Below are 20,322 nucleotides of genomic sequence, written 5' to 3' on the forward strand. Positions count from 1 at the left end.
AGGAAGCCCTGTTGCCGGCCGGTAGGCGTTCGAATGTCAGCAGTGCTTCCAGGACAGGTTGAAAATCGTCGACGCGTGCGTGTCGGTGTCGACGAGTTCGGCGGAACTCGAGGCGTTCCCGTTGACCCGCAGCGTGTTGTTGACGTTCAGGTCGAACGACTGGTTACACGGCGCGTAAACCAGCGTGCCGGCGGTGCTCGTCGTGGTCCAGAGATTGGTGTCCGGACCGCTGATGGAATTGTCGGCCGATGCGTTCCACGGGCTCCCGGTGAACCACGCGTTCATCTGCAACTTGGCCGACGAGTGGTTGTCCAGGTTGGGCGTCACGCGGTTGATCACCGAGGTGACCGCATAGGTCCAGCCCTGGGGTACGGCCACCCGGACCGACACCTTGCAGCTCTTGTAGTCGTTGCCGGACACCCGGAACGCGCTGTAGGCCAGGCTGAACGCGGTGTTGTCCGCGGTGGGCTGTGCGTCGGTGGTGTCCTTGGGGCAGCCGCTGCCGAAGGCGCCAAGGACCTTGAGGGTGATCGCGGGCGCCGGCGCCGGCGCAGCCTGGGCCGCCGCCGGGAGAAGCGGCCCGAGCAGGGCCCCCGCGAGCAATGCCGCCGCCTTCTTCGTACGGAACATGAGAACTCCTTTTACAGTAGTGGTGCCGGAATTAGCACTGCTTCCATTTCAGAAGGAAGGTGGTCGATACGCGGGCGTCCTGCGCGAACAGTTCCATCGAACTCGTCGCGGGCCCGGCGACCCGCAGCGTGTCGTTGAGAATCAAATTGGCCGACGCGCCGCAGGGGGCGAAGGTCAGCGCACTGGCGGCGCTGTCCGTCTGCCAGAAGTCGTCGTACGGCCCGTTGAACGTCTTGTCCGCGCGCAGCGTCCACGGGAAACCGGTGAACCACGAGTTCATCAGGATTCGGCCGGCCGCGCCGTTGTCGAGAACGCCGTAGCCGCGATTGACGACCTCGTACACCGAATACGTCCAGCCCGCAGGAATGCCGACGCTGATCGTGAGCGTGCAGTTCTTGTAGCTGCCGCCGGTCGCCTTGAACTGGCTGAAACTCACCGAGAACGCCGTCTTGTCCGGCACGTCGGTGGTAACGCTCGAATTGGCCGGGCAACCGCTGCCGTTGACAGCCACGACCCGCAGCGTGACGGCGGGGTCCATCAGTCGCGGCCGCGCCTGCGCCGCCGATGGGATCAGCGGCACGATCAGCGATGCTCCGACGACTGCGGCCATCATCCGCCTCAACCTGGACATGGGGATCCTCTCATTCACATGTGACGCATGGGGATTGCGAAATTGTCGGACACTTGCTGTCTCGCCACGAATACGGCGGTCACGCGCAATTAGGTGGCAGCGGCAAACGTCGCTGTCACCCGAATTCGGCGCCCCGCAGAGCCACGTCGACCTGTCGCCGCCAGACCGCAATCGCCGTCAGAAGAATGAGTAGCAGGCTGCTTGTCGGCCGTGCAGGCAATCCGTGATCTTCTACACGATCCGGTGGTTTAGCTCGCGTCCCCGCATCGCTCCGCCGAGCCCACCCGTGCCGTGGCCGCGACCGCTTCTTCCGGGTGGTGCACGGCGAGAACATCGTCGACGCTGCGTAGCCGAGCTTCGGTTGCTCCGGACGTTCGTCCCCGGATGGGCGTCGCCCGAACCGAACGCGCTCAAATCACCTTCCTGGGCGGGTTCTCAACTCTCGCCAAAACGGTGTTTTCCCAGGTCAAGCTCGCGATGGCTCGGTTAGCGTCGGGTGTCCGACCGTGGAGGGACTCCGATGCTGCGCTGGCCTGTCCGCCCGGTCAGCGCGACTCCGGCCCGCCAGCTGCCCGAGCCCAGACGAATTCCACTGGCATATGAGATGAAGTGGGACGGCTTCCGAGCGATCATCTGGCGCACCGACGACGGAATACGCGTTCAGTCGCGTCACGGTGCTGATCTCACGGCGGTCTTCCCCGATCTGGTCGAGCCGTTGACCGCGGTGCTGCCGCCGAGAGCCGTCATCGACGGCGAAATCATCGTCTGGGACTCTGTCCGCGGTCGCTGTGACTTCTCGAGCCTGCAACGCCGCCTGATCGCGGGCCGTGCGCTCGACCAGCAGATCCGACGCCACCCCGCTCATTACGTCGCGTTCGACCTGCTACGTGACGGCGGCGGCGCCGAGCTTGTCGACCAGCCGCTGTCGCAGCGACGCGGCAAACTGGAACGGCTGCTCGCCGGCGCCCCGGCCCAGATCGCCGTCTGCCCGCAGACCGGGTCCCTCGCGGTCGCGCAGGACTGGATGTCGCAGACCGCGGTCGCCGGCATCGAAGGCGTCGTCGCGAAACCGGTCAACGGCCGCTACCAGTCCCGCCGGGCCGGATGGACGAAGACTCGAGCCCGTACCACCGCTGAGTACGTGATCGGTGGCATCACCGGCTCCCTGGCCCGGCCGACCTCGCTCCTGCTCGGGCGGTTCGACGGACGCCAGGTGTTGCGATACCTCGGACAAACGCATCCGATCACGGCCGATCAACGGCGAGAGCTCACCGAGGTGCTGCGCGGGATGACCTTTCAGGGCGGTGGCTCAGGCCACCCGTGGCCGCGCCCGTTGCCCGCCAGTTGGTCGGCCGGCAGGCCCGGCTCGCCGACGTCGACCTACATCCCGGTCGAGCCGGCCGTCGTCGCCGAGGTGGAGGTGGACACCGCGCTCGACGGCACCTTGGGGAAGATCCGGCATGGCTGCCGGTACGTCCGTACCCGACTCGACCTGCGCCCCGACGACATCCGGGTGAGCGCCTCGGGCACGTCTTCACCCACGAATCGGCTGGCGGACGACGTCGCCGCCTCGAGGTAAGCGACCCGAAAGCACGGCCTCGGTCCCTGCGTCGGCCCCGGCCACGGCGCGTCCGGCGGGGTACTCGAATCTTTGGTTGCGTAGCGTTGGGCTCGGCGGCCACCGCACGGTGTCAGCGCCCATGACCTGGATCTCGGGTTGTCCATCGGGTGCTTGCGCGGACACTGGAGTTGCTCGAGGACACGGCACGGTGGTGGAGGTGGCGGTGCGGCGGGAGGCGAGTATCGCGCATGTCGACCTTGACGCGATGTTCGCCGCGGTCGAACAACGCGACAAGCCGTCGCTGCGAGGTAGGCCGGTCATCGTCGGCGGGGTCGCCGGCCGCGGTGTCGTGGCGACCGCTTCCTACGAGGCCCGCCGGTTCGGGGCCCGTTCGGCGATGCCGACGGCGGAGGCCCGGCGCCGCTGCCCGCCCGGCACCGCGTTCCTGACGCCCCGCTTCCCGGCTTATCGCAAGACCAGCGAGGTCGTCATGGCATTGCTGGGCGAGTTGTCGCCGCTGGTCGAACAGGTGTCGATCGACGAGGCGTACGTTGACCTCGCCGCCGGTGGCCACGAGCTGTCGTCGGCCGGGATAAGAGCGCTGGGCGAGCAGATCAAGACGTCCATCGCCGCGGCCACGGGCGGGGTGACGGCGTCGGTGGGCGTCGGCACCTCCAAACTCGTGGCGAAGATCAGCTCGGACCTGGACAAGCCGAACGGGCTCACCATCGCCGCCGCCGGGCAAGAAAACGCGCTGCTGCACCCGCTGCCCGTGACCCGGCTGCCCGGTGTCGGGCCCGCCACCGCCGACCGGCTGCACCGTAGCGGCATCCACACCATCGGCCAGCTCGCCGGGGCGTCGCTGCCGCAGCTGCTCGACTGGTTCGGACAAGCTCACGGCGCGGGCTTGTACCGGCTGGCCCGCGCCGACGACGACCGGCCGATCGTCAGCGAACGCGAAGCGAAATCGGTGTCGGCGGAGGAAACCTTCGACGCCGACCTGACCGACCGGGCCCGCCTGGGCACCGAGATCGACCTGCTCGCCACCAAGGTCGGCGGCCGCCTGCGCGACGGCGGGATGTCGGCCCGAACGGTCACCATCAAAGTCCGCCATCACGACTTCACCACCATCACCCGCTCGACCACCCGGGCCCAGCCCACCGACCAGCCGCGCCTGATCGCCCAACTCGCCCGCCGGCTGCTGGCCGATGTCGACACCTCCGCCGGGATCCGGCTGCTCGGCGTCGGTGTCACCGCCCTGGCCGACTTCGTCCAGGACGACCTGTTCGGCACACCCGAGCCCGACGAAACCAGCAAAGAACCTGCCACGGTCCCGGGCAGAGAGCCGGGCGATCAGCACACCGCGGCGACGGTGGGGCTCTGGAGGCCGGGGCAGGATGTACGCCACGACGTCCACGGGCCCGGATGGGTCTGGGGCAGCGGCCGCGGCCTGGTCAGCGTCCGCTTCGAAGGGCCCACCACAGGACCCGGCCCGGTCCGTACCCTTGCCGCCGACGACCCGGCGCTGCACGCGGCCGAACCACCTGATTGGACATCGCCCGGCAAGTGAAGGCACCGGTCAGCGGCGAACCACGCGTGAACGATGACGAATCAACCGAGGTCGGCTGGTTTGATCCGGACGGCCTTCCGGAACTCGACGCCATGTCGAAGCTGCGAATCGACACCACTCTTCCCGCTGATGCCCCGGCTTGGTTTGCCAAGCCCGGAGAACAACCTCCCGCGCTCAAGCAGCCCCAGAGCGTTGAGGCGAGGCATGTTCATGGCTAGCCGGGGTAACCGGTACTGATGCGTATCGGGAACACGAACGTCAGGTTCCTTGGCGGCCCGTTCGGCTGCCTCGGGATGATCATGGTGTCGGTGTTGTTGTCGGTCGGGTTGACCCTCTTGATCAATCTCGTCCTGCGATGAGCCGTTCCGCTGCCGCCGGTGGTCGCCCGCGCCATCGACCAGGCGGTCGACGGCCTGATCCAGCGTGACATCGTCGGCCGGCGCATGGACCGGGATTCGGATGTCGCGAATCCTGTCCCGGTTTACTTCCGTCGACCGCTTGGGTGTTCGGGGACGCTCAGCTGCGGCTTCCGACCCCGGCTACCTGCCAGCGCAGTTCCTTTGAACCGTCCGGCCGCGTTTCGGTCGGTTCGGCGCCCGGTGCCTGCCAGCGCGGCAGCAGAGCCAGACCCGGCCCGATCAGCTCGAAGCCCTCGAAGAACGGAAGAATCTCCTCGCGCGTACGCGGAAACCATCGGGGCGCGCCGGCGGCGTTGAGAATCCGGCCGATCTCGTGGGGGCGAGGGTCGTCGAGGATGTGGGAGATCACGAGGTAGCTGCCCGGCGCCATGCGCTCTCGCAGCAGGCCCAGGATGCGCGCGGGGTCATCGTGATCACCTATGAAGTGAAGGACCGCGACGAGCAGGACCGCTACCGGCTGGTCGAAGTCGATCAGTGCGCGTACCTGGGGTTCGTCCAGGATCTTCGGTGGCTCGCGTAGGTCGCCCTGGACGTAGCGGGTGTTCTCGTTGATCGCCAGCAACGCCTGGCCGTGCGCCACGGCAAGGGGGTCGTGGTCGACGTACACGACTCGGCTGTGCGGGGCGGCGGCCTGCGCTACTTCGTGGACGTTGCGGCGGGTCGGCAGGCCTGAGCCGATGTCGAGGAACTGCCGGATCCCCGCCTGTGCGGCCAGGTGATGCACGGCCCGGACGAGGAACTCCCGATTGGACGCGACCATCTGCACTGATTCGGGGACCGAGGTCATCATCGAGTCGGCGGCCGTGCGGTCGACGGCGAAGTTGTCCTTGCCGCCGAGATAGTAGTCGTACATCCGGGCGACGCTCGGCCGGCTCGTGTCAACGCCGGGGACCTTCGTCTCCTCTGACATGACCCCAACCCTCTCGATCCGGAACCGCATCCACATGGACCATATCGATGCCCGCAACCCCGGTCGTCCTCGTTGTTCGGGCGTCAACCAGACGACATGACCGCGAAACGGAAGGACTCCGCTCAGGCGCACGTGCGAAGTGTCCCGCTTGGCGGTTGCCGGGAGAGGTCAGGGGGTTCAGGCCGCGGCATTGCCGTGGGTGATCCGAAGGTAATAGCCGTCAGGATCGGTGAGCCGGAAGTCGTACAGGCCCCACGGCCGCATCTGGAGGGGTTCACTGATCACCGCCCGCCGCCGGCAGTCCTCGTAGAGCGCTCGAAGCGCGTCCAAGTCGTCGAGTTCCAGCACGATCTCTACCCCGGCGCCCCTGGCGCCCTTGAGCAGGTGCCGAGTGAAGCCTTGCCCGGCGGCCTGCTCCGGCAGCTTCGCCACCGGGCCGAGTCCGAGTACGACAAGGCCCCGGTGGAGGCTCGTGTAGTCGTCGGCTCGACGCTCCACCCGAAACCCGAGCAGATCTCGGTAGAACGTGACGCTGACATCCATGTCCTCGACGAACAGTTCCATTCGAAGTCGCATCGGTCGATGATTCACCACGTTCTCCCAACCCACGCGTGGTGTCTGACCCGCCGGCGTCGTTCGTCGCCATGTGGCGAGCCGTCCTCGGTGACGGCAAGGAATCTGGCCAAGGTCGGGGATTGGTTGCTCGCCGACCAGGCGAGTGCCATGTCCCAGAGCGGGAGGTCGTCCTGGATCGGACGGTAGACGACCTGGCTCGGATTGTGCGGTGGCGTTGGCGAGATGAGAAGGGAGACACCTAGACCGGCGGCGACGAGTGCGGGGATCGTCTGGACCTGCGCCTCCTGCACGATCCGTGGGCTGAAGCCTGCGGCCAGACAGCAGCCGATGATCGTGTCATGGACGACCGGCGCCGAATCTCTGAAATAGAGCACGAACGACTCGTCGGCCAGCGCGGCGAGAGGAACTCCTTCGTACCGCGCGAGTCGGTGGGTGGCCGGGAGGGCTGCTACGAGCGGGTCGCGCGAGATCACCCTCGTCGTCAATCCGTGCAGCGCTGTGACGGGCCGGACGAGACCGGCATCGAGGTGACCGGTGCGCAGGGCCTCGCTTTGTTCCAGGGTCGTCATGGCGCGTGCGTTGACGACGACATCTGGATATGCGGCGCGGAATGCGCTGATGAGTCGCGGGATCACTTCGTAGGTTGCCGACTGGACGAATCCCAGCCGAACAGATCCGATCTCGCCGGCGTGGGCGCGTTTGGCGTCGCGTACGACTTCGTCGCCCCGGCGAAGCAACTCGCGGGCCCCGGCGACCACGATCTCACCAGCCGGGGTCAGGGCGAATCGCCTTCGTGCCCGGGAGAAGAGCGGCATGCCGAGATCCTTCTCGATGGCGGCGATCTGCCGGCTGAGCGAGGGTTGGGTAACGCCGAGCCGCTCGGCCGCACGGCCCACGTGCAGTTCATCCGCAACCATCAGCAGGGCCTTCAACTGGCGCCGTGACGTCGACATCATGCGCATGACGATATGAGACGACAACAATTTGCGCATTGGACGCATCAACGGCTGGTTCATAGCCTTTTCTGCAGGACAACGGAAAGGCGGCATCCCCTATGGACACCAGGAATCTTGGCCCGCTGCAGGTGACCCGGCTGGGCCTCGGCACAATGCTCATGGGCGGCCGGACACCGCGCGACGAGTCGTACCGGATTCTGGACCGCTACCTCGAGGCCGGCGGCAACTTCCTCGACACCGCGGACGTGTACGGCGACGGGGAGTCCGAGCGCACGCTTGCGCCGTGGCTGGCCTCGCACCGCGATGAGGTCGTTGTGGCTACGAAGGTCGGCCGGCCAGTCTCCGACCCTCCCGGGAAAGGCCTCGCGCCCGACCGGGTACGCGCTGCGTGCGACGCGAGCCTGAGGCGGATGGGCATCGACGTGATCGACCTCTACCAGGTCCACGTACCGGATCCTGACACGCCACTCCAGGACACGCTGGAAGCGCTCGACGGACTTGTGCGCGCCGGCAAGGTACGGGCGCTCGGCGCCTCGAACTTCCCGGCGTGGCTGCTCGCCTGGGCGGTCGGGCTGCAGGACCGCAACGGCTGGGCGCCGTTCGTCTCACTGCAGCCGCAGTACTCGCTCGTGGAGCGCTCGATCGAGGTGGAGATCTTGCCGTTCTGCCGTGCCGCCGGCATCGGCGTGATTCCGTGGGGGCCGCTCGGGGCCGGCTTCCTGACCGGGAAGTACTCGCGCGACGCCGAACCACCGGCAGGCTCGCGGATGGCGGGCGCCGGGGACAGTCTCGAGGAGGCGCGCCACCGCCGCGCCATCGAGCGCAACTTCCGCGTGGTCGATGAGGCGGAGGCGATCGCGTACGACAAGGGTGCGACGATCGCGCAGGTTGCGCTCGCCTGGATCCTCGGCGTCGAGGGCGTCGTCGCGCCGATCGTCGGCCCCCGCACCTTGAGCCAGCTCGAGGGCCTGCTCGGAGCGACGGACGTCACGCTGACGGAAGCGGAGCACGTACGGCTGGCCGCCCACACGCCGCCGCCGGAGATGTACCCCTACCGGATGCTTTCGCAGCAGCTCGATCTGGGGAAGCTTGCGCAGCTGAACCGCAGCCGCTCTTAGTACCGCGACGAGGTCTCCGACGCCGCAGCCCGGCTGCGCCATGACGAGGCGGTTGAGTCGGTCAGATCAGGGAAAGCCGGGGGACATGCCATTCGACATCCTCGAGCCAGCCCCGCCCGGGCGCTGATGCCATGTTTCTCCTACTCGGCTTCCGTACCCGTGACACCGTGGCTTTCCGCCGGTGGCTGTTGTGCGAGGTCTGCCGGATTGAGGCCGAGCAGACCATGATCAAGCGGTCGACCCGGTTCACGCTGTTCTTCGTTCCGCTCTTCCCCGTCAAACCGAGCACCTACTACGTGCAGTGCGCCAACTGCAACGCCTTCCGGCGGATGGATTCCCGCGCGGTCGCCCGTCTGGCCGCCTGAAGCACGCCCGCCGGCTGACGGCCTGGTCAGCCGGTCGCCAAGTGGCCGCCCACTACACGTCCCTGGTTCGTCAGCTCCCGCAGAATTGCCACTCGCGGACCGTAGATCAACACTTCGGCCCCACGCAGTCAGGACTTCGGCCCGACGTACTGACCGCCCGGGTCGGTCGCGCCCATCACCTCGCCGGTTTCCGGTACGGCGGAAGGCCCGGTCATATTGGCGGACCTCTCGTATCGCGGTCAGCCGATGAAGGACAAGGCAAGCTGGGCGGTTGTCATCCTGGGTTTGGTCATCTGGCCCGGGCTTGGCTACTACTGGGCGATCGGCTCGGCGGTCAAGGTGCATCAGGCGCAGGAGCACCGGAACTCATCACCATTCCTACGGAGTCCTCCGACGCGACAGCTTGTCCAGGTCGCGCTCGCAGAAACCGTGGTGTTCCCGTTCCTCGTTGAGCACAGTGCCGAGGCATTGCCGCACGCTGCGGCCCTTGGCGTACGGGGGCCATCTGTCGTCGTCCGGCACCGGCGCGGGCTTTGCGAGCTGCTCCGGTGTGACCTCGGCCAGCCACGCCTCAATCTCCGACGCCTGCCGACCGCGTACGGTCAGCACTTCGTCGAGACCCGGCCGGGCCGACGTGTCCAGCCCCAGCCTCTCCTGATCCGGCACGAACGGCGTTGCCAGTCCCAGCGCCGTGAACGGCTCGGTCAGCCCGAGTACGCAGCGCCGAAACCACGAATCGTGCACGAAGACGAGATGACGCAAAGTCTCGACCATCGACCACTCGCCGTCGACGCCGACATCCTCACTGCCCTCGGGCATCGACCCGACCCGGTCGGTAGTCGCCGCCCACGCCTTCCGCAGCTGTCGCCAGGCCTCGCGCAGGTCGGCCGGTTCATCGGAACGGATCAGCAGCCGCACCGGGTGCCGGCGGTCGAGCTCCGCCTCGACGTACGGCATCACCTCCACGCCGTTGACGACCAGGTCGGTGACCAGACCGTCGATCTCAACGTCCTGCATGACCACACCGATCAGCCGCGCCCTGCTCAGGTCGCACTCGCGGAACTCCGCACCCGTGAGGTCTTCGTCGTCGAAGCGTCGCATGCGAACAGACTAAGCCGCACCGCACGGTCGTCAGCAGTGTCGGCTTGGTCGGCCACACCGTCGAGCTCGGTCTTTCATCGGCCGACGCTGCTCGTGCCGATGGGCGGGTAGTCGTCCCGGGTCGACGCGGTTCAAACGTCGCATGGCGCATAGCCTTGGATGGTGGTTCAGCCCGTGGAGATCGTGTGGTCGCGTTCGTTGTGCATACGGTCGAGCGCGACGACCGTGGCGGCGTCCGATGTCCTCGTCGTGGCGGAACGACACTCACGCCTGGTTCGGCTCGAGCCCAGGACCGGGGCGCTGATGTGGGAGCAGCGCGTCGAGGACTGCTGGGGCACGACCGCCGTCGCGCAGGGGCGATGCCTCTACCTGAGCCAGCGCGGAGTCCTGCACTGCTTCGAGCTGCACAGCGGCCGCCCGATATGGTCGCGACCCGGTCTGCCGTTGCACCGATACCTGAGTATCAGCGGGTCCGTCATCGTCCTGGGCGGTTGGCGCGGCTATCACCCCTTGACGCGAATCGACCTCGCCACGGGTACCCCCAGCCCGTTCGATTCCCCGTACGCTGCGGGCGAACCGCTGGCCTGGCCAACTACCGTCCAGCTCCGACCAGATACCGATTCTGCCGTCGACGCGGTGCTGCTGGCCAGCGCAAGCCGGGCGGAGCTCCGGCTCGAGGACCCGCAGACCGGGACCGTTCTAGGAACGTGGCTGCTGCCGGCACCGGTACAGTTCCCGGACTCGGGCAACGCCTTCAGCCACAGCGACGACGGCCGCGTGGTGTTCGTCAGCGGCCGACGCACGGTCATGTCCTTCCACCCCTCTATCGGAGTGGAGACGCTCTGGGAACACGAACGAGACCTCCCGCCCCAGACCCCCGTGCTGACCGGCGGAAAGCTCATGCTGGCCGAAGACTCCCGCATCACGGTGGTCGACCTGACCGGTGGCGGCCGCACGGACATCACATCCCTGGCGCCCGGTACGGTATGCGCTGCCGTTCCCACCGTAAATGGAGCGCTGTTCGTACGCTCTGACCGCAGCGTCGTCGTGGTCGACCAGGGGGGCGTCCGCGCCGGCGTGCGGCTGCCAACACCCGTCGAGCAATCGTTCACCGGCGCCGGCACGCTGGCGTACGTGATCGGCAAGGGACACCTCACCGCGCTCAACGTACCGACCAGCAAACGATGACCGACCCCTGTTAGTGCAGGAATGGGCGCCACTCTCGGACTTGTGTCGTCTCCACTCCGGACGTCGCGAAATAGGGGTCCGCGGCGATCAGCGAGTCGACGGCCGCGCGGTCGGGAGCGTCCACGACGATCACCGCTCCGGAGTCGTCGCCCAGCGGGCCGGCCATTCGGACGATGCCCGCACGGTGCAGCTCAGTCAGACGGGCTCGGTGTGCCGGACGTGCTGCCAGACGTTGAGGAGTTGGTAGCAGACGAAGCTCAATGATCCACATACTGGCACGCTAGGTCGCCGAGCTGCTCGACGCTGTATCAGTTGATACATGGGTCCTTTGGCCGCTATCCCGGCACTGCGGATGCTCACACCGGCTGCGATGAAGGCCCTGACCGAGCGGACGCGGAACGCACATATCGCCGCCGGTACGGTGCTGCGGCCAGCCGGTGAGGTGCCTCAATCGGTGATGTTCCTGCTGTCGGGAACGGTGGTGGCAACGCACAGCACGTCCGCCGGCGTCGAGATCTGGCCCGCACGGTGGCGCGGTCCGACGATCGTTGACAAGGCGGCCGTACTCGACGGAACTCCACCCGCGACCGGCTTGAAAACGCTGACCGACGTTTCCGCACGACTGCTGCCCTCCGCCGTCTTTGTGCGGCTACTGGAGGAGGAGCAGTCGGTACGTAAACACGTTCTCGCACAACTCGCGCGAGACGCCATGAGCGGTCGACGCAGATTGGTGCAAGTCGCGACTTTGCCCGCCGTCGCGCGGATTGCTACATGGCTGAGCGAGCAAAATCCGGATCAGCCGATTGCCTGGCGCGGGTCGCAAGACCAGTTGGCTCGCGTGCCCGGTCTCAGCCGCGTCACCGTGAACCGCGCATTGGCACGACTCAGCCAGGCTGGTGCCGTCGAACTGACCCCGTACGGCATCCTCATTGCCGACCGAACCCGGCTGAACACTTTCGCGGCTGATTGACCAGTAACGGGTTAGGCTCGCGGGATGATTCCTCGGATGCCGTTCGGATCGACCGGCCAAGAGTCGAGCCGTGTGATCTTCGGGGCGGCGGCCCTCGGCAGCGTTACCAAGGCGGACGCGGACCGGGCATTTGACCTGCTGGTGCGCCACGGGGTCAACCACATCGACGTCGCCGCGAGTTACGGTGACGCTGAACTGCGGGTGGCCACCTGGTTGCGGCGCAACCCCGGCATGTTCTTCCTGGCGACCAAGACCGGTGAGCGGACCTACCGGGGCGCGCGCGAGGAGATCCGCCGGTCGCTGGACCGTCTCGGCGTCGACCGGATCGACTCCATCCAGCTGCACAACCTCGTCGACGTCATCGAGTGGGAGACCGCTCTGGGGCCGAACGGCGCTCTCGAGGCGGCCATCGAGGCGCGTGAGGAGGGTCTGGTGCGCTTCATCGGCGTGACCGGGCACGGGCTGTCGGTGCCCGAGATGCATCGCCGGAGTCTGGAGCGGTTCCCGTTCGACTCGGTGCTCGCACCGTACAACTTTGTGCAGATGCGCGATCCTCGGTACGCGCAGACGTTCGAGGCGCTTGCCACGGTGTGCGCCGAGCGGCGCGTCGCCCTGCAGACGATCAAGAGCCTGGCGCTGCGCCGCTGGGAAGGTCGCCCGAAGTCGGCGGCCACCTGGTACGAGCCGCTGCGCGATCAGGCCGACATCGACCTGGGGGTGCACTGGGTGCTCGGCCGTCCGGAGGCGTTCCTGCTGACGACCGGCGACGTCGAGGTCCTGCCGCGGCTGCTCGACGCGGCGGAGCGTTTCGGACAGCGACCGTCGGACGAGGCGATGGCCGAGCTGGCGGCGCGGCGCCAGTTGGAGCCACTGTTCGTATGACCTCGCCGGGCTGAACAGACCCACTCCAGGCGCCACACTGCCGCGCCGGCTGACCTCGGGCACGACCCGCTCGCTGTCGGCGAGTCCTCACGGACGAACGGAGATGATCGTCTTTCCCTTGTTCCGCTCGGTCGGATTGAGGGCGGCGACGGCGTCGTCGAGTGTCGCGACGTTGCCGATGTTCGTCCGCAGCCGTCCGTCACGCACGCGCTGGACGACCTCACGCAGTTCGGCACGATCGGCCTCGACAACGAAGTCGACTGCCAGGCCGTCTGTGGGCCGCGCCTCGGGCGGCCCAACGATGGACACCAGCGTTCCTCCGGGTCGAACCAGACGCGCGGACCGCTCCTGGATGTCTCCGCCGATGACGTCGAATACCAGATCGACGCCGCCGACGTCTTCCAGAGCGTCGTTCTCAAGGTCGACGAACTCCTGCGCGCCGAAGTCCAGCGTCTTCTGGCGGTCGGCGGCGCGTCCGGTGCCGATGACGTACGCGCCGAACTCACGCGCGAGCTGCGTCACCATCGTCCCGACTGCGCCGGCCGCGCCGTGCACGAGCACGCTCTGCCCCGCCTGAAGGCGGCCGTGCTCGAACAGTCCCTGCCACGCGGTCAGACCCGAGATCGGCAGGCTCGCACCCACCGTGAAGTCGACGTCGCCCGGCAACGGCGCGAGGTTGCGTGCCTCGACGGCGACATATTCCGCCAGGGTGCCGTCGCGATGCCAGTCCGCGAGGCCGAACACCCGCTGTCCCACCGACAGCCCCGTCGTGCCATAGCCGAGGGCGGTGACCACTCCGGCCAGCTCGTGGCCGGGGATCGATGGTGTCCGGTCACGGTCGCGGCGATCGGTCCAGGTCGACGGCCACGCCATCTCGGTCGGTACGAATCCCGACGCGTGAACCTCGACGATGACGTCGTTTATCGCTGCCGGCGGCTCGGGCCGCTCGACCAGCGTCATCCCGGCCGTTCCTGCAGCCTGGTCCGTCACCACGATCGCTTTCATGGGAATCATCTCTCCGTCAGGTGTAAATGTTGCTGGAGTGGAACACCCGTTCGACCCGTTGACAGGAAGGCCTCGTCGTACTGTATTCGGGCGTCCCGCCACGGACAGAGTCGTGGACACTGTGGTCAATCGCCGGTGTAGCGCTGTTCGCGCCGGGGGTGGCCGCAGATGTGGTAGCCCAGGTTCTCCCAGAAGGCGGGCCGGCGGTCGGGTAGCCTGGCGGCCGTGGTCGACCCGGCGGTGAAGAGCGAGGGCGCCCGGCTGACCGCACGCGGTGCGGCCACCCGGGAACGCATCGTGCTGGCGGCCGCCGAGCTGATGGCCGTCAAGGGCGTAGCCGCCACCACCTTCGACGAGGTCCGGGTCGCGAGCGGCACCAGCAAGTCCCAGCTCTACCATTACTTCACGGCCAAAGAGGCGCTGGTCCGCGAGGTCGTCGCATATCAGGCCGGCGTGGTGCTGGAGCGTCAGGTCCAGTTGCTGCGGGGCGTCAGCTCGTTTGCCGGGTTGCGCCGATGGCGCGACGCCGTGTTGCAGCGCAATGTGCTGCGCAGCGGCGCGTACGGGTGCGAGATCGGCACGCTCGCGGCAGAGCTGTCTGATACCGACGAGGAGGCCCGGCAGGCATTGGCCGGCCACTTCGCCACCTGGGAACGGTTGCTCGCGGACGGCTTCCGGCGGATGCGCGACAACGGCACGCTGCGCGCCGACGCCGATCCGGCGACGCTGTCCGTAGCCGTGATGGCCGCCGTTCAGGGCGGCTACCTGCTGGCTCAGACGGCGCACGACGCCGAACCCATGCGGGTGGCCTTGGACATGGCGCTGGCACATGTCGAGACATTCCAAGCGAGCACAACCGGACTATAGAGTCCAACGAAGCCGAGCGTCCAGTCGAAGCACAGGCGCTGACTCCACCGCAGTGCTCAGTTCAGGACACACGCTTATTCAAGTTTCTCTCTCATGCCGACCGGCAGCTCTCCGGCAGATACAAGTGGACTTTTTAGTCCAACCGCAGGTGGTCTACGATGCGGGCGTGCCGAACACCGACAGGGAGGAATCATGAGCGGGAACACTGTCACCGATGCCTCGTTCGAAGACGACGTGCTGCGGGCCGACCGGCCGGTCCTCGGCCGACACCTACCAGGTCCAATCCATCCCATTGATGGGTCTGTTCTCCGGCGGCGAACTGGTCAAGTCGATCCTCGGCGCGCGGCCGAAACCGGCCATCATGGACGAGCTTGCGGAAATCCTGCGGTGACGGCCGGAGCGAATCCGGCCGGGCCGGCCGACGCGGGCCACCAGTTTCCCCGGGCCGACGCCGTACTGCCCGCCCCGGGCGGCGCGTCATGACCGGACCCCAGGAAAATGTCAAGATTTTCGACCTCCGCCCGCTGGAGGCGGTCGCGGGGCTCGTCCCAGGCGGCCGGCACTGCGTACCGATCATGGCGGCCTTGCCAGAGCTGAGCATCGAGACAGATGTCGTCGGCGTCCTGCACGGCGCGGACGGCCTACGCATTCTCGACCCCGAGCCCCATGGGATCGGGCAACGAGTCCTCAAGTTCTTCGAGAGCTGGGGCTACCAGGCCGAGATCATCAAGCTGTACGACGAAGGCCTGCGCAAGGGCGAGTCGATGATTGTCGTGCCGGCGTCTTACCCGGAACGGGTCGCTATTGCCCGGCTGATGGCCGGCAACGGCGGCCACGCTGTCTACTACTTCGGCGTCAGCCACGTGGAGTCACTGACCGGCCCCTGACCGAGGCGCCCTCCACCCGCGACCGGCGGCCAAGACGCAGCCGACGCGCCGCTACACGCTGACTAAGTTGTCCGCGCTTTCGGGTATACCGGCGAGTACGGCTGCTGCTGCGCCTGCACACCGAAACGGCCTGTTGGCGGGGCGGCGCTCTCGCCCTGCGCCTCGCCGACGTCAACGCCGAACGCGGCCTGACCCGGTTACGCAGGCAAGGCCCATCGTGACGATCCTGATCACCTAGGTCACTTGGGCTTCCAGTTCAGCGGCCGATTAGGATCCGTTCAGCATGGCGCGGTTGGCAGCCTGCGCCCCCAGGTCTTGGTGCAGCCACTCCGGTGCGGGCGGCACCTTGTTGCGGGTGCCCGAGACGAGGAATTCTTGCGTTTGCCGTCGGGCCTCGGGCGTGCTCAGGGCGCCGCGGTAGAACCGATCGAGAACACCCTGGATGCGGTCGAGCTCGGCGTCGACCTTCTCAACGTCACCTGGTGCGCTGCTGGCCAAGGTCTCGAATAAGTGGTCGATCTCGCTGCCCAGGTTACCGGGCTCGGTCCCGACGAACAGACGGCTCGCCTGGTAGCGCATCCGCACCTCAGCACCGAGGAGAGCTGGCGCATCGGAGCCTGCCCGGGCCGCCTGCTCGAGGACCTGGCCAGCCAGCTCATATGCGCCCAGCCGTGCATGGAGGGCGCTGAGCTCGACCATGGAGTCAACCAGATGGGAGGCTAGACCTCGGCGTTCCCAGTGCTCGATCGCCCGCTTCCGCAGTCGGACCGCGGCGGACGTGTCCCCGACTTGCTCGGCGGAAAGCGCCGCGTTCTGAGCGGCGACAGCGGAGTTCCACCAATTCTTCTCCACTTGATAGAGCATCTCTGCCCGGCGGCCGGATTCGATGGCGACGTCGTGTCGCCCGGCGTGATGTTGTGCCCGGGCCAGATTAAATGCCGCGGAGGCCCGCAGATTCCCGTCGGACAATCGATCGGCCAACTCGGTCGCCGTGCGGCCCCAGGAGAGCGCCTTTTCGATATCGCCCATCTCGCGTGCCAGCTTGCAGTTGTTGATCGCGACTGGCACCAGGACCGAGTCTTGGCCGCCCACGTTGATAAGGGCGCCGGCCCTTTCGCCGGCGGCCAGCGCACCCGCGTGGTCGTTGTCTGCCCACAACAGCAGGCTCACCTTGAACTCGGCCTCAGCGACCCGGCGGAGCAAACCATGTTCGGCAGCGATGCCGGCCGCCCGCCGCGCGCAGTCCACCGCCTGCGGCCGCGCGTTCTCGCCGAGCAGGTCGGCGTTGAGCAGGCAGAGCGTCACCGCGGCGTCCGACTCGCCGAGGGACAAGTGCAGGTGAACGCGGGTTTCATTGACTGCCACCACCCGGTCGAGCTCGCCACGTTGCTCGTAGAGGTCGTGCAGGCCGGTGGCCAGCTCCAATGCGAGGTCCAACCACTGCCGGCTTTCGGCCAGACGCTCGGCGGCGTGGAAGCGGGACGGGTCCAACTCCGCCGACAGGTCTACGCCACGATCCGTGCCTGCCACCTCGGCTAGACGGTCACGCAGATGGGAGACCGCCCGGAGCTGGAAATCGCGCACCGTCTCCTCGGTCTCCTCGTCAGCCAGTCGTTCTTTGGCGAACAGTAAAACGAGATCGAAGAGGTTGAAGGTGGCGAGGATGGAGCCGGCAAACGATCGGACCACGTGCTGCTCGGCGAGGCTGCGGTCGACCAGGCGGTTGAGCAGCAGTTCCTGTTGCAGGGCAACGCCGCCGACGCAGTGACCGAGCTCGGTGCCAGTGAGGGCCGCTCCGGGGGAGGCGGCAACGAGTCGCATCACTCGCTGGGCGGCCTGATCCAGGTTGTCGTAACTCAGCTTGATCGCGGCTCGGACGGCTCGGTCGCCCGCGTCGAGGTAGTCGAGCCGGGTCGTTTCCTCCTCGAGGATATGGAGGAGGTAGTCGAGAGACAGATCGGGCCGGCTGACGATCCGGGCGCCGATCATCTGCAGCGCCAGCGGGACGTCGGCGCACAGGTGCGCGATGCGCTGCAGCAGACGACGCTGGGTCGCCTGCTCGCCGGTCAGTATCGACAGCATCTCTACCGATGCGTCGCGGGCCAGGGGCTCGACGCGGAAGACCAGGCCACGGTCGGCGTAGCTCTGCATCCGGTCTCGCGAGGTGACGATGATTGCGGCACCAGTCAGGGCGCCGGTGAGCATCGAGACATGGGCGGCGTTCAGGGCATTGTCGAGGACGAGCAGCACTCGCCGGTCACGGAGCCGAGCGGCGAACACGGCTAGTCGGCCGGCCTGGTCGATTGGTCCTTCGCCGAGGTCGAGCCCGAGCGCTTCGGCCAGGATGCGGATCACCGTGGGGATGTCGCGCCTGGTGTCGGCGGCGAGGCCGTGCAGGTCGACGTGGAAGACGCCACCCGGGAACACCTCAGTCAGCCGTCGCGCCGCTTCGATGCCCACCGTCGAGGTGCCGACGCCGGGTTGCCCGGACAGGAACGCGGTCGCCGAGCCCTTGCGTGCCATCTGGTCGGTGATCGCCCGAACAATCTTGCCGATCAGGTGGGAGCGGCCGGTGAGGTAAGGATCAGGGTCCGGCAGCCTGCACATCTGCGCGGCGATCGAGGCCTTCTCGCGCCGGTAGTAGGTCGCGGGAGGCTCCGCGGTCGCACTGGAGCCGTTCTCGGAATGCACTAGCACCGCTTCGACCGACGTCGACCGCGGCGGTGGGAGGATCGCGGCCATGGCGCTCAGAAATGCGGGGAGGCTGGGGGAGTCCGTGCTGAGCAGCGCCTCCCGCAGGTATTGCCGGCAGGCGGACGACAGACCAGCGAACATCGGCGACTTGAGTTCGTCGGTCAGGGCCCGTGCCAGGGAGCCAAGGAGGCGCGTGGCAACGGCGACGGTGACCGGACCGGAGGCGCCGGGGGTCGGCTGCGTCCATCGTTGCCATGCCTCGTCGTGCCCAGCCAGGGCGGGGACCAGGACCCGCGGATCGAGGCCGCGGACACGGAGACGGTCCCGCAGTTCGCGGTCCTCCCGTTCGTCGTGCTGCCCGGCCCGGACCGCGGCGCCGACCAGCGACTCGACCACATCGTCGAGCTTGCCGAGTCCTTGGCAGGAGTCGTCGAGGGCCATGAGCACCTTCGTCGCCTCGAGCGCCGCCTCGTGCGGACCCTGGAGTGCCAAGATGGGGGCGGCGGTGGTAAGCCGGGACAGGGCGTACCTGGCGGGCGTCACCACCGAGAGCACCGTCCGCACCGGTTCGGCGAGCAACACCCGGCGACTGACCGTGATTTCCGCTATCCCCTCCATCAGGTCCATCAGGTCCTCGATGCGGGCCACCCATACCGAATCTCGCAGCCAGCCGTCAACGCTGTTGTAGCGGGCGGAGACGACCCCAATGGCGGCGTTGTCGGAAATCCGGAGAACCGGGGCGCCGCTCATCCCGCGAACCAGCGCCGACGAGCTAAGACGGCCCAGGGACACGCCGTCGCGCAGGGTGCCGCCCTCCCAGGTGCCGGTGGCGTCGAGGTGCCGATAGACGTGCTCGCGGTCGTCGACCTGTGCCACGCCGGTCGCGACGACCCGTGTCAGCGGGTCGACGCTGTCGGTCGGCACCAAGCCGGAGACGGACGCCGGCAACGGCTCGGCGCGGTGTAGCACCGCGAGATCGTGGCGCGCGTCAGAGACTATGACCACCGTCTCGATGGGATCTACCGGGCCGTCAAGGGGATTCGCGGCCAATGCATCCGTCCTCAAGGCTGCACCGAGCCGATCACAATCCAGATCAGCCAGGATGTGGCAGGCGGTAACCAGGAAGCCAGACGCGACCTGGAATCCGGTGCCTGCTGCCCTGCCGTCCGGACCGAGAATTCGCGCGAGGAATTCCGGTACCTGCGCCATTTGTCGTTCCCGCCTCCGCGTTTGCTGCTACGAGGCCGGCGTGTCGGGATCTTCCGCTTCGCCGCGGTAGACGATCTTGACCTTCAGCGACGCCTCGCCGGACGAGCCGGCCACGATCACGTCCCCCTTCGCCGACACCTTCACCCCGAACTCCACCTCCACCGACTCTGGCCGGCCGACCCGGCGGGAGACCCGGTCGATCGTCCGCGCCGTCGACACGGCGATCGCCTCGACCGCCGATTGCGCCCTCTCGAACGCGCCTGCCACATAGTCGGTGGCGCGTCCGGCGGCCGAGGTCTGCTCCGAGCCGGTCGCGGGGGTGACCTCCAGCAACACCTCGATCGCATCCACTTGCACCGGAATCGCCTGTACCACCGGGCCTCCAACCGTTGCCAGGTAGGAATGATCCCAGGGTTGAATGATCCTCAGCAACTCGCCCGAAAGGGCTCCGACTCGCGGCCGCCGACGATGGCAGTCCGGACGCAGAGCTGCTAGCGCTGGCCCTGCGCGTTCGGACTTGTTGGCATGTAGCCCATGCGGAGAAGCAGATAGGACGCACCGCGCAGCGTGCTAGCGACCGCCAAGCGGCGCTCGATTACCTCGGCGGCCCGGGCCAGAGCCCAGCGGACATCGTTCCAGCCGTGCAGCGCCACGACATGCCCCACCTCACGTCCACAGAAATCCCCGCCGTCAACCCCAGCGATGCCTCACCGTTCTAGTGCTCATTTAGGTTAGACCGTCAGTGAAATCCGGCGCCGGTGCTATGGCGAAAGTGGTCGGGCA

At 67.5% G+C, this 20,322-nt stretch carries 22 protein-coding genes; 11 read left to right on the top strand and 11 right to left on the bottom strand.

Annotated features, from left to right (window positions below; all coding sequences use genetic code 11):
- Positions 1-36 precede the first annotated feature (36 nt).
- Together ACIA5C_RS37435 and ACIA5C_RS37440 are read right to left on the bottom strand one after the other, a co-directional pair.
- The gene (locus ACIA5C_RS37435) at positions 37-630 is read right to left on the bottom strand and encodes a DUF4360 domain-containing protein (protein ID WP_396063693.1); all 594 of its coding nucleotides are present in this window, start codon (positions 628-630) and stop codon (positions 37-39) included.
- A gap of 31 nt (positions 631-661) precedes the next feature.
- Positions 662-1,243, bottom strand: a complete 582-nt coding sequence (locus tag ACIA5C_RS37440) for a DUF4360 domain-containing protein (RefSeq protein WP_396063695.1) — start codon at positions 1,241-1,243, stop codon at positions 662-664.
- Positions 1,244-1,781: 538 nt separating this feature from the next.
- Between ACIA5C_RS37440 and ACIA5C_RS37445 the strand changes: the two genes are divergently transcribed.
- The 3 genes from ACIA5C_RS37445 to ACIA5C_RS37455 all read left to right on the top strand — a co-directional run bounded on the left by ACIA5C_RS37445 (position 1,782) and on the right by ACIA5C_RS37455 (position 4,610).
- Complete coding sequence (locus ACIA5C_RS37445) at positions 1,782-2,840, top strand: ATP-dependent DNA ligase (RefSeq protein ID WP_396063697.1); 1,059 nt, start codon at positions 1,782-1,784, stop codon at positions 2,838-2,840.
- Positions 2,841-3,030: 190 nt separating this feature from the next.
- Positions 3,031-4,392, top strand: a complete 1,362-nt coding sequence (locus tag ACIA5C_RS37450; RefSeq protein ID WP_396063699.1) for a DNA polymerase IV — start codon at positions 3,031-3,033, stop codon at positions 4,390-4,392.
- Positions 4,389-4,610 (top strand): hypothetical protein, encoded by a 222-nt coding sequence (locus ACIA5C_RS37455; RefSeq protein WP_396063701.1) that lies wholly within the window; start codon positions 4,389-4,391, stop codon positions 4,608-4,610. Before ACIA5C_RS37450 ends, ACIA5C_RS37455 begins: the two co-directional genes overlap by 4 nt.
- Positions 4,611-4,908: 298 nt before the next feature.
- On the opposite strand, the gene ACIA5C_RS37460 is transcribed toward ACIA5C_RS37455, so the two are convergent.
- The 3 genes from ACIA5C_RS37460 to ACIA5C_RS37470 form a co-directional block, all read right to left on the bottom strand.
- On the bottom strand, positions 4,909-5,721 hold the full coding sequence (locus ACIA5C_RS37460) for an SAM-dependent methyltransferase (protein WP_396063703.1): 813 nt from the start codon (positions 5,719-5,721) through the stop codon (positions 4,909-4,911).
- A 177-nt stretch (positions 5,722-5,898) separates the two neighbouring features.
- Positions 5,899-6,297, bottom strand: coding sequence for a VOC family protein (locus tag ACIA5C_RS37465; protein WP_396063705.1), 399 nt, complete (start codon positions 6,295-6,297; stop codon positions 5,899-5,901).
- An 11-nt stretch (positions 6,298-6,308) separates the two neighbouring features.
- Positions 6,309-7,313 carry a LysR substrate-binding domain-containing protein gene (locus tag ACIA5C_RS37470; RefSeq protein WP_396063707.1) on the bottom strand — a complete coding sequence of 335 codons (1,005 nt, stop codon included), beginning with the start codon at positions 7,311-7,313 and terminating at the stop codon, positions 6,309-6,311.
- A gap of 38 nt (positions 7,314-7,351) precedes the next feature.
- Here ACIA5C_RS37470 and ACIA5C_RS37475 point away from each other — a divergent pair, with 38 nt between their 5' ends.
- Together ACIA5C_RS37475 and ACIA5C_RS37480 are read left to right on the top strand one after the other, a co-directional pair.
- Positions 7,352-8,371: an aldo/keto reductase gene (locus ACIA5C_RS37475; RefSeq protein WP_396063709.1), complete on the top strand. Its 1,020-nt coding sequence runs from the start codon at positions 7,352-7,354 to the stop codon at positions 8,369-8,371.
- A 167-nt stretch (positions 8,372-8,538) separates the two neighbouring features.
- Positions 8,539-8,736, top strand: coding sequence for a zinc-ribbon domain-containing protein (locus ACIA5C_RS37480; RefSeq protein ID WP_396063711.1), 198 nt, complete (start codon positions 8,539-8,541; stop codon positions 8,734-8,736).
- Between the two features lie 378 nt (positions 8,737-9,114).
- On the opposite strand, the gene ACIA5C_RS37485 is transcribed toward ACIA5C_RS37480, so the two are convergent.
- The gene (locus tag ACIA5C_RS37485; protein WP_396063713.1) at positions 9,115-9,837 is read right to left on the bottom strand and encodes a DinB family protein; all 723 of its coding nucleotides are present in this window, start codon (positions 9,835-9,837) and stop codon (positions 9,115-9,117) included.
- A gap of 159 nt (positions 9,838-9,996) precedes the next feature.
- Between ACIA5C_RS37485 and ACIA5C_RS37490 the strand changes: the two genes are divergently transcribed.
- A complete protein-coding gene (locus ACIA5C_RS37490; protein ID WP_396063715.1) occupies positions 9,997-11,025 on the top strand; it encodes a PQQ-binding-like beta-propeller repeat protein in 1,029 nt (342 codons plus the stop codon).
- Positions 11,026-11,035: 10 nt separating this feature from the next.
- Here the strand turns inward: ACIA5C_RS37490 and ACIA5C_RS37495 are convergent, their stop codons facing one another.
- Positions 11,036-11,296: a YciI family protein gene (locus ACIA5C_RS37495; protein ID WP_396063717.1), complete on the bottom strand. Its 261-nt coding sequence runs from the start codon at positions 11,294-11,296 to the stop codon at positions 11,036-11,038.
- A gap of 99 nt (positions 11,297-11,395) precedes the next feature.
- On the opposite strand from ACIA5C_RS37495, the gene ACIA5C_RS37500 reads away from it, so the two are divergent.
- Positions 11,396-11,995 (top strand): Crp/Fnr family transcriptional regulator, encoded by a 600-nt coding sequence (locus ACIA5C_RS37500; protein ID WP_396063719.1) that lies wholly within the window; start codon positions 11,396-11,398, stop codon positions 11,993-11,995.
- A gap of 36 nt (positions 11,996-12,031) precedes the next feature.
- The gene (locus ACIA5C_RS37505; RefSeq protein ID WP_396063721.1) at positions 12,032-12,877 is read left to right on the top strand and encodes an aldo/keto reductase; all 846 of its coding nucleotides are present in this window, start codon (positions 12,032-12,034) and stop codon (positions 12,875-12,877) included.
- Between the two features lie 87 nt (positions 12,878-12,964).
- Here the strand turns inward: ACIA5C_RS37505 and ACIA5C_RS37510 are convergent, their stop codons facing one another.
- The gene (locus ACIA5C_RS37510; RefSeq protein WP_396063723.1) at positions 12,965-13,882 is read right to left on the bottom strand and encodes an NADP-dependent oxidoreductase; all 918 of its coding nucleotides are present in this window, start codon (positions 13,880-13,882) and stop codon (positions 12,965-12,967) included.
- 225 nt (positions 13,883-14,107) lie between these two features.
- Between ACIA5C_RS37510 and ACIA5C_RS37515 the strand changes: the two genes are divergently transcribed.
- The 3 genes from ACIA5C_RS37515 to ACIA5C_RS37525 all read left to right on the top strand — a co-directional run bounded on the left by ACIA5C_RS37515 (position 14,108) and on the right by ACIA5C_RS37525 (position 15,636).
- Entirely contained in the window at positions 14,108-14,749 is a 642-nt protein-coding gene (locus tag ACIA5C_RS37515) for a TetR/AcrR family transcriptional regulator (protein ID WP_396063725.1), read from the top strand.
- A gap of 214 nt (positions 14,750-14,963) precedes the next feature.
- Entirely contained in the window at positions 14,964-15,140 is a 177-nt protein-coding gene (locus ACIA5C_RS37520; RefSeq protein WP_396063727.1) for a hypothetical protein, read from the top strand.
- 88 nt (positions 15,141-15,228) lie between these two features.
- A complete protein-coding gene (locus ACIA5C_RS37525) occupies positions 15,229-15,636 on the top strand; it encodes a hypothetical protein (RefSeq protein WP_396063729.1) in 408 nt (135 codons plus the stop codon).
- A gap of 267 nt (positions 15,637-15,903) precedes the next feature.
- Here the strand turns inward: ACIA5C_RS37525 and ACIA5C_RS37530 are convergent, their stop codons facing one another.
- The 3 genes from ACIA5C_RS37530 to ACIA5C_RS37540 all read right to left on the bottom strand — a co-directional run bounded on the left by ACIA5C_RS37530 (position 15,904) and on the right by ACIA5C_RS37540 (position 20,204).
- Entirely contained in the window at positions 15,904-19,539 is a 3,636-nt protein-coding gene (locus tag ACIA5C_RS37530; protein WP_396063731.1) for an NB-ARC domain-containing protein, read from the bottom strand.
- Positions 19,540-19,566: 27 nt separating this feature from the next.
- A complete protein-coding gene (locus tag ACIA5C_RS37535) occupies positions 19,567-19,896 on the bottom strand; it encodes a CU044_2847 family protein (RefSeq protein WP_396063733.1) in 330 nt (109 codons plus the stop codon).
- 134 nt (positions 19,897-20,030) lie between these two features.
- Positions 20,031-20,204, bottom strand: a complete 174-nt coding sequence (locus ACIA5C_RS37540) for a winged helix-turn-helix domain-containing protein (RefSeq protein ID WP_396063735.1) — start codon at positions 20,202-20,204, stop codon at positions 20,031-20,033.
- Positions 20,205-20,322: the final 118 nt, after the last annotated feature.

The sequence above is a fragment of the Actinoplanes sp. NPDC051343 genome, from assembly GCF_044455125.1.
Taxonomy (GTDB): Bacteria; Actinomycetota; Actinomycetes; order Mycobacteriales; family Micromonosporaceae; genus Actinoplanes.